The 12,739-nt window shown below is 42.7% G+C and carries 10 protein-coding genes; 5 read left to right on the top strand and 5 right to left on the bottom strand.

What is annotated here, in order from left to right:
- Positions 1-5 precede the first annotated feature (5 nt).
- Positions 6-1,040, bottom strand: a complete 1,035-nt coding sequence (locus tag BUA75_RS05130; protein WP_072873506.1) for a phosphodiester glycosidase family protein — start codon at positions 1,038-1,040, stop codon at positions 6-8.
- 224 nt (positions 1,041-1,264) lie between these two features.
- On the opposite strand from BUA75_RS05130, the gene BUA75_RS05135 reads away from it, so the two are divergent.
- The 4 genes from BUA75_RS05135 to BUA75_RS05150 all read left to right on the top strand — a co-directional run bounded on the left by BUA75_RS05135 (position 1,265) and on the right by BUA75_RS05150 (position 6,991).
- Positions 1,265-1,921 (top strand): O-methyltransferase, encoded by a 657-nt coding sequence (locus tag BUA75_RS05135; protein ID WP_072873507.1) that lies wholly within the window; start codon positions 1,265-1,267, stop codon positions 1,919-1,921.
- Positions 1,922-2,405: 484 nt separating this feature from the next.
- Complete coding sequence (locus BUA75_RS05140) at positions 2,406-3,053, top strand: DUF4850 domain-containing protein (protein ID WP_072873508.1); 648 nt, start codon at positions 2,406-2,408, stop codon at positions 3,051-3,053.
- Positions 3,054-3,404: 351 nt separating this feature from the next.
- Positions 3,405-5,159 carry an ABC transporter transmembrane domain-containing protein gene (locus tag BUA75_RS05145; RefSeq protein WP_072873509.1) on the top strand — a complete coding sequence of 585 codons (1,755 nt, stop codon included), beginning with the start codon at positions 3,405-3,407 and terminating at the stop codon, positions 5,157-5,159.
- A 20-nt stretch (positions 5,160-5,179) separates the two neighbouring features.
- Positions 5,180-6,991, top strand: coding sequence for an ABC transporter ATP-binding protein (locus tag BUA75_RS05150; RefSeq protein ID WP_072873576.1), 1,812 nt, complete (start codon positions 5,180-5,182; stop codon positions 6,989-6,991).
- On the opposite strand, the gene BUA75_RS05155 is transcribed toward BUA75_RS05150, so the two are convergent.
- From BUA75_RS05155 to BUA75_RS05170, 4 genes are all read right to left on the bottom strand, one after another.
- Complete coding sequence (locus tag BUA75_RS05155) at positions 6,944-8,329, bottom strand: D-alanyl-D-alanine carboxypeptidase family protein (protein WP_072873510.1); 1,386 nt, start codon at positions 8,327-8,329, stop codon at positions 6,944-6,946. The two genes, BUA75_RS05150 and BUA75_RS05155, sit on opposite strands and share 48 nt — an antisense overlap.
- Before the next feature lie 112 nt (positions 8,330-8,441).
- Positions 8,442-9,563, bottom strand: a complete 1,122-nt coding sequence (locus BUA75_RS05160; protein WP_072873511.1) for a S53 family peptidase — start codon at positions 9,561-9,563, stop codon at positions 8,442-8,444.
- A gap of 54 nt (positions 9,564-9,617) precedes the next feature.
- Positions 9,618-10,283, bottom strand: a complete 666-nt coding sequence (locus BUA75_RS05165; protein WP_083574097.1) for a 3'-5' exonuclease — start codon at positions 10,281-10,283, stop codon at positions 9,618-9,620.
- Entirely contained in the window at positions 10,280-11,350 is a 1,071-nt protein-coding gene (locus tag BUA75_RS05170; protein WP_072873512.1) for a DUF294 nucleotidyltransferase-like domain-containing protein, read from the bottom strand. Before BUA75_RS05170 ends, BUA75_RS05165 begins: the two co-directional genes overlap by 4 nt.
- Positions 11,351-11,538: 188 nt before the next feature.
- Between BUA75_RS05170 and BUA75_RS05175 the strand changes: the two genes are divergently transcribed.
- Positions 11,539-12,717, top strand: coding sequence for a glutamine synthetase beta-grasp domain-containing protein (locus BUA75_RS05175; protein WP_072873513.1), 1,179 nt, complete (start codon positions 11,539-11,541; stop codon positions 12,715-12,717).
- Positions 12,718-12,739 lie beyond the last annotated feature (22 nt).

The raw sequence follows: 12,739 nt of genomic DNA on the forward strand, positions 1-12,739 counted from the left end.
CACCCTCAATTCGGCATGACGACAAATGCTGTCGCCACCGCGCGCTCACCTAGCACGTCGGTTGGAGTATTGATTAGCTTTCCATTATATACCATGGTGGCAGAAGAACCACCATCCAGATTGGCTGCATTGATGCAACCAAGATTCAACATTAATTGACGAAGCTCTGCTATAGAAGCTCCCAAATCATTGACACCATTCACTAACCGACCATCTGTGACTACAAAAACCATTGTGCCATTGCGTAATTGCCCTATGGCTGTTCTTGGCGCAACACCCCAAGTATTGATTCCATAAACCGGCTTCCCGTTTTGGATGAGAACAGGACCAAAGGCAACGGACTGAGTTACACCCATTTGCCTTAATTGTTGCACAGTATAGGAGCCGACAATCAACTGACCCTTATTCGTGATGCCAATGGTAGGGTCGTCATTCCATTGCGACGGATCGTTATGCACTAGTTGTCCATTGTGCATTGTAATTCCAAGCGGAATTCCACCTGTACCGCGCCAATGGTGAGAATCCTGAAAAGCTCCTGCGTTAATGCCTGCAATCGCCCCTGTATCATTGACAAATTCACTCACCGTTTCACCACGAACACCTATATATTTCGTCACCGCTACTTCCACACGAGTAGGTGGAGATATAAACATCACATACGCAGTGAAGGTGGGTTCATGAATGGTCTCCATTTTGATGCTTGTTGGTGAATGTCCATTGGTCCCGTTACTGTAATCGACCAGCGTTGGAAGCGCGGATGGGCCACGAATCCCTAAATTAGGTTTATATTTGTCGATCTCGCTTTCTGGCAATGTCCAAAGAGAGAGCGGTTTTAATAAATAACCATGCATCGTCGTATCCAATGACTGAATGAAATAATTTTTCAATGATTGATAGGGACCATGAAATAATAGCAACGACGTTGATACAAACAAATAAGCTAAGGCGGCGACAGTAAACATAGCACCACGCGCCAAGCGAATTGGCAGAGACCTTTTGATTTTCTCGCCTCGTTCAGCGTGATGCGAACTATTTACCATTGACTTTCTTTTCGTTGAATGGCGAGAATGCCTCACATTCATACACCTCTATACGCAGTTTCAATTTATCAATTTCCTATGATAAATACATTCTTGAAAAAGTTTATCGCTTTATTGTACCATGTTCCCTCTACATTTCAGTGTAAAATATCCATCCTTAAGCTTGACCATACTGTAACAGTTTTAATTTACAGCTACCACATACAGAAAGGATTGAATTTCTTATGGAAAATATATCTAAACTCTCTATCCTTTATAGCCAAGAATTTCTCACATTACAGAAAAGGTATGATTTCATCACACATCAGTTGGCAGAACGTAACTGGCCAACGATTTGCATCCAGCCAGATTGGGGATATTTTATAAGTTTTCTCTGTCGGATCGCCAAAATCAAAACAGCACTTGAAATTGGCACATTGGCTGGCTACAGTGCATCTTGCCTGTTAGAAGGTATGTTAGAACATGGACATTTGATTTGCCTTGAAAGAAATCCTGATTTTGCTGAGCTTGCACACGAAAATTTAACCCAATTCGGATATTCTGAAGAACGATTTACCATTATATTAGGTGATGCCAGAGAGAAACTGGCCGAATTAACTCAAGAAGGTAGAACTTTTGATCTGATTTTTCTGGATGCCGATAAGCCTGCTTATCCTCTTTACTTGGAATGGATGCTCAAACTCTCCCACAATGGAACTGTTTGGATTGCTGATAACGTCTTATCAGCAGGAAGAACACTCGACACAAACAATATGTCACCTGCACCTTCAGCCATGCGTACATTTTTGGAAAATGTAACGCATCATCCAGAACTCACTGCATTTACCCTGCCATTTCACGATGGATTAACCTTAGTTCAAGTCAATAAAACAGCGAACTGATGAACAATCTCAGGTCACTTGCCTTATTTTCAAAAAATTCTTTCATATCTGTTGCAAAACAATGTATCTGTGTGTATGATTGTTATAAAACAGATGGAGAGGAGTTGCGATTCCCTTGGAAACTCAAGAACTAACTTCCCTGACAACATCCGCTGAGGAACATTGCGAAAACTGTGGTGCTCACCATGAATCCAGCACCTTGAGCAGAGCGCTTTGTCCTGAATGCGCAAAAGAGTGGGTGCGTCTTCATCTTCTCAATCATTTTGCCTAATAACTTTGAGAAGACTGCCAAGGATAATAAGCACTCTCTTCCAAGGCAGCCTTTTTATTTCAATTCTATTTACCGTATTCCAAGACCAAGTAGCTTTAGAAGAATGCAAAAGTTAAAATTTTGTATCGATTAGTTATTCTTTTACATATATGGATAGCATCTTCCCGCTGAAAATGTGTATGATAGATTCAAATCCAGCGAGGAGTTGAAAGCATGAACAAATGGACCCTGACTGCAGCACTCATCCTGACTGGCTTTATCGTATCTGCTTGCGGCACGCCATCAGGCGGAGGTGGCGGTGGTCCTGTAGTTGCCAATACCGCCGCTGGCAGCACCCCGGCTAATACATCACAGACGAATACAACCGGGAATTCTAGCAATAGCAATTCCAATACCACAAATACGACCAATACCAATGCGGATAATTCCAATAGTTTGACTGCTTTTCAAGCTGGACAGTCTTATGGTATTCAAGTTCAGGTCCCAACTGGTTGGACAAGTCATCCACTGAAAGGGAATGGTCAGGGTGACACAACGGGATGGGTGCTTACAGATCCTAACGATTCTAGTTCAAAAATTACGATAGCCTACTCCGCTTGTGTCGGCTGCTATATGGGAGCCAATGGACAGCCTAACTTGAAACAAGTCATACCTGTCTCTAATGCCACTGTGGTATCCACAAGCGCAGACGCACATACACTTTCCTATAATTATTCACCAAGTGGAACCAGTAACGAAGGTTGGGGTGAAATCATAGCTTCCAATAATCAATCCGGTTATGCATATATTGATGTAGTTCTGCCATCATCTGAACAGACTCTGGCTACATCGATTCTTCAATCCTTCCAATTTTCTCAATAAAAACACTCCCCTGCTCTAAAAAGAGAACTGGCTAAAGCAATCATTTTACCCCCACTCTTACCATAACCTCCTATTTGGGTGCTATGAGCAGGCTGATGAAGACTTAAATTCTTGTCTTACGCGCATGAAATGAAAGAAACATTTTTCGTTGATGCGCGTAAGGGGGCCTGATACCTAATTGAATATTAAATCACACTCATCTCAAATTTAATGTTGCTTTATGAGATTCGATCCAGGAGACATCCGCACTTTTGATAAATAACCTGTCTCATGAAAATCCCCAGGAACATTCAGGTGCTTTTTTATTCTTCTTCCGATAAGATTAAACTTAGTTGAAGGGAGAGATTCCGCTTGCGGGTGTTCCTTGATTTGATGTGGTTTTTTCGCGAACGAAAAGGACATTATCTTGGTGGCATTCTACTTCTGATGTTAGTGTCTCTGCTGGGGCTCATCCCTCCTCAAATCGTTGGTGCAATGGTCAATCGCATTCGACATCATCAATTAACAGCCCAAGAGTTCACGCATTGGATTTTTTACATTGCAGCCATTGCTTTAGCCATGTATATCTTGCGATATTTCTGGAGAATTTTACTCTTTGGTTCTGCCATCAAGTTGTCTACAGAATTGCGCTTTCAACTTTATCGACATTTCACCCAAATGTCTCCTAGTTTTTATCACAAACACCGAATCGGAGATTTGATGGCTCATGCCACAAACGATATTCAAGCTGTTGAAAGTACGGCTATGGATGGAATTCTTACTCTTGTCGACTCCATCACCACAGGCATTCTGGTCATTGCTACAATGGCAATCACAATTTCTTGGAAATTGACGTTGATCGCGCTCCTTCCTATGCCGATTATTGCCATAACCACGCAATTATATGGTAAAATTTTGCACAGGAGATTCACGCTTGCACAAGCTGCTTTTTCGGATATTAACGATAAGGTACAAGAAAACATCTCGGGAATGCGTGTTATCAAAGCTTTTGGCCAAGAAAACTCAGAAAAACAAGCTTTTGCAGATTTATCTAAAGACGTCATTCGCAAAAATTTAGCAGTAGCCAAGATAGATGCACTGTTTGATCCTACCATAGGTATCGTTGTAACTCTTTCTTATTTTCTCTCTTTTGCTGCAGGAGCTTGGTTTGTGCTTCACCATCAATTAAACCTGGGTCAATTAACCGCGTTTTCCATCTATCTAGGCCAGCTCATATGGCCAATGCTGGCATTCGGCTGGTTATTCAATATTGTCGAACGCGGACATGCTTCCTATGATCGAATTCGCAAACTGCTTGCCATAAAAAGTGACATTGCAGACAAACCGGATGCCATAAATTCTGTGCCGAGTGGAAGCATTCACTATACGGTACATTCTTTTACCTATCCAGAATCATCTATGCCTTCTCTACAGCAAATCTATTTTCATCTGCACCGCGGCAAAACACTGGGAATTGTCGGCCGAACGGGAAGTGGAAAATCAACCATTTTACGACTCTTGTTGCGTGAATTTGATGTCGAAAATGGCGACATTCAGATTGGTGAACAAAGTATTTATCACTACACTCTGGATGCATTGCGACAAGCGGTCGCCTATGTACCACAAGATCACTTTTTATTTTCGGCAACCATTGCTGAGAATATTGCTTTTGCCGCTCCTGACAAATCATTTGCGGAAATTCAAGAAGCGGCTCAGATGGCGCAAATCCATGATGATATACAACAATTTCCAAACGGGTATAACACCATTGTCGGAGAACGGGGCGTAACTCTTTCCGGAGGCCAAAAACAGCGTATTTCCATAGCTCGGGCACTTTTAATGGACGCTGAAATACTTATTCTGGATGACGCTTTATCTGCAGTTGATGCACGCACGGAACATCGCATTCTCGAATCATTGCGCAAAAATCGTTCCGGTAAAACAACTTTAATTGCCACACACCGCTTATCTGCTGTCGAACACGCTGATCTTATTTTGGTTTTAGAAGACGGAAAAATTGCAGAATATGGCACACATGCTTCATTATGTTCAGAAAATGGCATTTACCGAGCCATGTGGGATCGTCAACAGTTAGAATCTCTGGTTGAGGAGGGAGGTATCGCGTGAGTTCTCTGGAATCCAGCTTAATGCCACAGGAAGAGATTCTACAGTCGCGAAGTGGTGTAGGGCGCAAACTGTTCCATTACGCCAAACCACAGAAACACTTGTTCCTTGCAGCGTTTTGCCTACTTATTATAGCAACATTAGGAAATGTGATTGGCCCGATTTTGATTCAAAGATTTATTGACAACTATCTTGTTCCACGTAAATTCCCGATACAACCGATTGTTTCGTTAACCATTATTTATCTTGGATTGCAATGCATTTCTGCTATTTGTCAATACAATCAATTGGTCATGTTTCAACGTGCTGCTCTTCGTGTCATCCAACAGTTACGCCAAGATGTATTCTCCCATGTACAAAAACTTGGACTCGCTTTTTTTGACAAAACACCCGGTGGAACACTGATCTCGAGAATCACCAACGACACAGAAGCCATTCTCGATCTTTTCGTTTCTGTACTTTCGACCTTTATCCAAACGATTGTCCAATTAACTGGCATATTTATTGCCATGTTTTATTTAGATGCCAAACTCGCATTAGATTGTTTATTTGTTGCCCCTTTACTGATTTTTATCAATTGGCTTTACCGAAAAATCTCTTCAAAAATTTTTCACGTCACACGACATCGCTTGAGTTTACTCAATGCCAAAATGAACGAGTCTTTACAAGGGATGTATGTGATTCAGGCCATGCGTCAACAAACTCGTCTGCAAAAAGAATTTGCCTATATTAACAACGCATATCGGTCTTCTCGAATGCGCAATATTCGAGTCAACGGTTTGATGCTCCGTCCTTTAGTCGATCTCGTTTACTTTGCGACACTAATTGTAATTATCTGGTTTTTTGGCCGGAATTCTCTTATCTCTGCGGTCAATATTGGTGTACTATACGCATTTGTCAATTATTTGGAGCAATTTTTTGAGCCTGTCAACAATTTGATGCAACGGATGAATATGTTTCAACAGGCTATGGTTTCTGCTCAACGAGTATTTCATCTTCTCAATGAACAGCAACTTGCACCACAAAGAGAATCTTCCCAAGAACAGTGTTCCGCACAGATATACAACGGTCGGGTTGAATTTCAAAATGTCACTTTCTCGTATGACGGGAAAAATCCAGTTTTAAAAAACATCAGCTTCGTTGCAGAACCCGGACAAACTGTAGCGCTTGTAGGACATACTGGCAGTGGAAAAAGCTCTATTGTCTCTTTGCTTATGCGTTTTTATTCCATTGAGCAAGGAGAAATTCTTATTGATGGACAACGTATAGAATCCTTTGAGAATGATGAATTGCGAAAAAAAATAGGTCTTGTTTTACAAGATCCGTTTTTATTTGTAGGTGATGTTGCCAGCAATATTCGATTAGGAAGATTTTACATTTCTGATGAACAAGTGGAAGAAGCTGTGCGGTTTGTGCAGGCCGATCGTTTCATTGACAAACTTCCCCACGGTATTCACGAGCCGCTGGGTGAACGTGGATCTACATTGTCGGCAGGAGAGCGTCAACTATTGTCCTTTGCTCGCACTATGGCTGGCAATCCTAAAATTTTAATTCTTGATGAAGCCACAGCCAGTGTAGATACTGAAACCGAAGAAGCCATCCAAGAAGCTCTCGCGCGTATGCGTCAAGGACGTACAACCATTGCAATTGCACATCGACTATCAACAATTCAAGATGCAGATCTCATTCTTGTCCTACATCACGGAGAAATTGTGGAAAGAGGTACACATCAACAATTACTGGCCAAGCAGGGGTTGTATTATAAAATGTATATGTTGCAATCGGGATCAGTAACTTCTATTCCGCCTACTCCTTTGGCGACGTTTCACGAATAAAACAACACCAACAAAAATGAAAGCCAATATGACAACGCTGGCCCAGTTAGACGTTCGAGCATGTTGCTTGCCCTGCCACTTTGCGGCAAGCATAATTGGGACACGCAACGTCTCATTCTCTGCTCCTGTCACACGGATACTGGCCATGCCAATCTGAGTACCTGAAGGCAATACTTTCCTCGAACGTAAATTATCAACATGCCAGTGAATCGACTGTATCCTTTCATGACCACCAAGGGGTAATACAGCAGCAACCTGCTCAGTAAGTTGCAAGGGAACACGCGTACCTAGCGGGTCGACCAGATAACCCACAATGTAGTGGGAAGGCAATAAAATGATGGATGTCGCTCGGGCAAATGCTGCATTAAGCAGTTGAGTTGCATCCGTGACGATCTCGCTATTTAATGGACAATCTAGCAGCACCGCGAGAAACTCTTGTTGCCCACGTTTGGCCGCAACCACTAAAGTTTCGTGAGCTTCACTCGTGTATCCAGTCTTAACACCTATGGCTCCAGGATAACTGAAGAGTAAAGGATTAATGTTGGTTAATGTAGCATGCCAAGCCTCGCCGTTCCAATATATTGATTTTGTGTCTACCATTTTTCTAAATTCAGGAACTTGCATAGCGGCATAGGATATACGTGACATATCGTATGCCGTCGTATATTGTTCTGTATTTGGAAGTCCACTTGGATTGACAAAATGCGAATGGTAAGCACCGAGTTGAATTGCCGCACTATTCATCCAATCAGCAAATGCGGCTTGCGATCCCGCTAAATCCTGCGCAATTTCCTCTGCTACATCGTTATCCGAGTCAAGCAACATAGCATAAAGCAATTTTTTGAGCGAATGCGTCTCTCCTGGTAATTGGTAGAGTTTGTCAGGTGGTTCGGCAGCAGCCTTAGCGCTGATGGAGATTTCATCACTCACTGGCGTCGTTTGCAACGCTAGAAGAGCGGTTAGAATTTTGGTCAGACTGGCTGGATAATGACGAACCATTGGATTTTTAGCATAAAGGACTGTACCTGTCCGCAGGTCAATTAAAACGGCTGCTTTTGAAATGAGTTTAGGCCAAGATTGTTGAGTAAGATCGGTAGCCATTGACATGCCATTGGTCTCATGACTGCCAATGACAATTTGTTTAGGAAGCAGTCGATGCAAATGAAAGTCTGGCTGCTTTCGGTAAAAAATTTGCAAGTTTGCCGCCGAAACCACAGGCATCGTAAGCAAAGAAAAACCCAGCAGTAGTATACAAAAAGTTGTCATACGATAAACGAATCGAATGCGTTTACGAACTATCCCTTTTCTATGCAATAAAGAAGACAAAACATTCTTCACACAAAGCTCTCCTCAAAAAGAATGGCCGAGTTACAAAAGTGTAACAAGGACACATTCGACACCCTTCGACACCTCCCTGCTACACGAAATATTTACCAAGCTCGCACGGGTTTTATCTTAAAAGACTCTCTATAAAAGAAGCCACATTCAGTGATCCAAAACCTGTACAAGCATTCCAGCCAGGTCCAGCATTGTAGCCCACAACTCCGTTGAAAGAATTGTTGCCACTGGTAATTGAATTGTAGGGTAAACTTTGCGACTGTTGATAAAGAATCTCTGTTAAGCCGCTTACAGGACTCAATCCAATTTGTGACCTTTTTTGATTCACTATAGCTACAATCGCTGCAAAAATGGGAGTCGCCACAGAAGTACCACCGACTACAATCGGCTGACCTTGGAAGATAATTTGATAACCAGTTGCCGGATCGGCATTGAATGCTATATCAGGCAGCGCACGACCTTGTCCAGAAAGTCCTGCTTTTGTTTGAAAGACTGGCATGGAAAAAACTTGTGAATACCCACCACCAGTAGCTCCGCCGTTTTGTGGTCCATAGTAAGTCCATGCGCTTTCCGGTCCGCCCTCTGGCAAAGACGTACCGCCTACAGCAACAGCATGAGGGCAAGAAGCTGGTGCATCCGCATGACGCGTCAATGGACCATTCAAATTGTGCAACCCATAAGCTCCATCATCACCTGATGCTACACAAACAGTGATTCCTTGAGCATCCAGTTGAGCAATCGCCTTTTCCCACGTTTCAATGGCCTGGCTTCCAAAAGAAATTTCACCATCACCATAGGAAATAGAAAGCACCGTTGGAGAATGGGCGGTATCTTGCAAAATATACTGAAGAGCATTTTGCATAGAGGCAGCAAAATCCGCATCCGTCTGCCCAGCACTCGCTTCATAAATTACAATATGAGCTCCCGGAGCAATTGCTCCCGCCCATTGTAAGTCCAGAGACGCCTCTTCATCTTCAGAAGATGCTCCACCGTCGTTTCGCGTACCATCTACTGAAACAAATTCAACATTAGGTGGAGATATGTGATGCATTTGCCAAAATAACTCAGCGTCACTCAAACTATAGCCATTGGAAAATTCTAAAATGCCAATCGTTTGTCCCGAGCCATCCAAATTATCCGGAATATTGTAATATTTACGGATATCACTAGGAAAATATCCTTGTCCACCATTGACTTCACAAGCAATTGAGCGAATCAGGCGGCGTTTTTTCATTATAAGCAACCCCTCTCCATATGCTTCATCAATCATTGATAGTCGTGTTAACGCTCAAGCACCATCCGCAGACCAATCAACGAGATCGCCAACAGTTCGAAGTCCAATTCTTTTACATAATTGTAACTCTTTTTGCCAAACAGCGGATGTCATCCTAACATCTTCATCAGCACGGTGACGGTTACTGACTGTGACACCCAGAAGTTGACATGTCTGTTCTAAAAGAGGAGCCTGCGGCAACCGAAAAAGCGCCTGCGCCACTACAGCAGTATCAATGGTGATGGGCCGTAATCGTTGCTTCCAAATTTCCCGAACCGCTTTTTGCAAAAATGCCATCTCATGCCGGATATGATGGGCAACCCAAATTTTACTAACCGAATCCTCCAGCAAATCATGAAGCGCGTCCGTTATTGGAACCCCTTGCTGCTGACAAACACTCGGACTGAGACCAATTAATCCCCAAATCGTTTCTGGGACTTTGTCATAAGATGGATGGGCAATCAGAGCAGATTTTACAGATTCTATGGTATCGCCGTAACAGACACAATAAGCTAGAGATAAAATCAGATCATTTTGCGCAGAAAATCCGCTAGTTTCTATATCAAGCACAAGAAATCCAGCTTCATCCAGTGGAGATTCCCATAATTTTTCTAAAGTTTCGGCAGGTGATAACAACTTATCGCGAGGATGGATTGTTTCGCGCGGTATAAACCACTTCATGCGCTACCTCGCGGTTTGCGAAAATGTTGGACAATAAATTGTTCTAATTTTTTCGCCTCATGCAAATGGTTTTGTAATGCCTGATATTCCTCCAAGCTTATATCTTCCATAGAAATTTCCTCCGACGCTCTTCCTTTGGCCATATAACTTGCCGACTGCGCACGCAGTCGCAACATACTGGCAAATTCGATAGCCTGCCGCAAATGACAGCTCCAATCGTGAGATATAACCCCTGACTTCTCTATTCGTTCCAAGCGCTCCCTGGTCGCAGTGATCTGTGCCCATTTATCAACTGATTCATTGGTAAACGGCACAGAACGTGTATAAAGCAAGCGAATAGCACGAATGATGGGTGTTTGTAACTCAGTCTTGACATTCCATCCTATTTGGCGTTGTTTGCCAAACCAATGCTTCCGACTTTGTGGACGTTTGCCAACAGTTCCACGAATACCAAGACTGGCCATTTCCCACTGCAAAAAGGAAGATTGAGAGATCCTTTGCAATACCGATGTTTGATAAAGACGCCAAAAAGAAGATTCTCCCTCTTCTGCAAGGAGTTTTCCATCCAGGATCATATAAAGAAACCGAGCATGTTTCCAATCTGGATAGTGAAAATAAGCATCCGTACGCGTAGTCCAGAGCTTGCTATCCCCCCGCCAACGGACATTGCTGGCCATAACATTGCCTGGACAAGGAGAAAAACCGTATTCGTATGTTCGTCTTTGAAATTGATATAAATGGAAGAGTAAACTTTTTTCTCTCCATAGTCCATCTTTGGTAATCAAAGCATAATCGAGATCGGAAAATGGAAAATCTTCACCGCGACCGCTCGCTCCAAGCAGTACAAATTGGCATTCGGAACGAAGTTCTTCGGGCATACATTCCTCCCAAAGCCGCTTGATAATCTGTATACGCAAAAGTTGAAATTGTTGCAAAAATTGACTAGCAGATGGAATTTCAACTGCATACTGCCTAGCCAAAATAGCGGCTCGCTTACAAAAAGAACTCCCATCTCCTGCATCCAGATATTTTTGCAACTCCTGCCCACCATTGCGCTCTTCATTCATCGACTCCGACAGTCCTTTCTCGAAAACAAAAACTGATTTCAGTCTAACATGGGACAAAAAGTACGCGAACCTTTTTCAGTCTATTCTGTATATGAAATTTGGAGATTGCATTTTATACTAAATAACAAGGTATTCGTCATAAAGAAACACTGCTCCATGTTATTGTCGACTCGGGGAGGATGCTGGATTTGAATCATGTCACTGAGAGCCAATCGTTAAGTGCCCACCCTGATGCCAGATTAAATCTGCTTTTCAGTGACTGGTCAGGACGCATGAAATCCATCATTATACCCTTTAAGGAAATCCGAAAAATCCAGGAAAATGGATGGCTGATGGATGGTTCTGCAATACAAGGCGCCTTGCGCGTTCAAGAAACCGAGATGAAAGTCATTCCAGACTGGAAAACATATAGATGTTTTTCTTCTACACAAGACTCTCTTTTCTCGAGCGTCATCTGTCAATTGCATCTTGCGGATGGACGTCCTTACGCTGGCGATAGTCGAGCACGCCTTTATCACATACAGCGCATGTTGGATGAAAGAGAATTGGCTATTCAAGCAGCATGTGAATTTTCATTTTATTATGACGCCAATAACAAGCATGAATCATCCAATCTAGATTGGCTGGAAAACTGGCTAAGCGATGTTCGATGTCTATCAGGCCTTTCTATTTCCATGCAACAGCTTTCGCACACTCATCAGTTTTTGATACATCTTGAAAGCGCACATCTATTGCAAGCAGCGGATGGGTTTGCGCTTGTCCGACATCTCCTGATGAGCCGTATCAAAGAAAGAAAGCATTTTATCAGTCTTATGCCTCTTCCTCACAATGATGCGCGACCACAAAAAATGCGTTTAAAATTGCGCTGTTCTGGACCAGGCTTGAAAAGTCATCCTCTTCTCATTCAGAAATGGGCTCAAACGATGGTTGATCATGCCTCGGCTCTCTCCTGTATTTGCAATCCCACCATAAACAGCTTTCGACGATTGGAAATCCTGCGTCGTCAACGCCAACCGTATTACATTGTGCATAAAGAAGCTCAAGAACAAGCAACGAGTATAGATCTTTATACTCCAGACGCGTTGATGAATCCTTATCTTACATTGACTGCATTACTCGCTACTTTGGTACCCGTTTTGGATCAACCAACTATTCACAAAACATCAAACTCATGCACTTCTACCATCCCTGAAAGTCTGCCTCGTTCACTGCTCGAAGCTTGTGATGCTTTGTCTGAAGATGAATGGATTGCCGATGCTCTTGGTGAAACGCTTTTCTCCATCTGGTTGAGCCATAAATTAGAGGAGTATCAGCGTTTTGAAGAACATATTCATGATTGGGAATATCAACAATATTTTGGGAGTTAAATAAGTAACAAAAAAACCGCGC

It is taken from the genome of Alicyclobacillus tolerans, from assembly GCF_900142255.1.
Lineage (GTDB): Bacteria > Bacillota > Bacilli > Alicyclobacillales > Alicyclobacillaceae > Alicyclobacillus_I > Alicyclobacillus_I tolerans.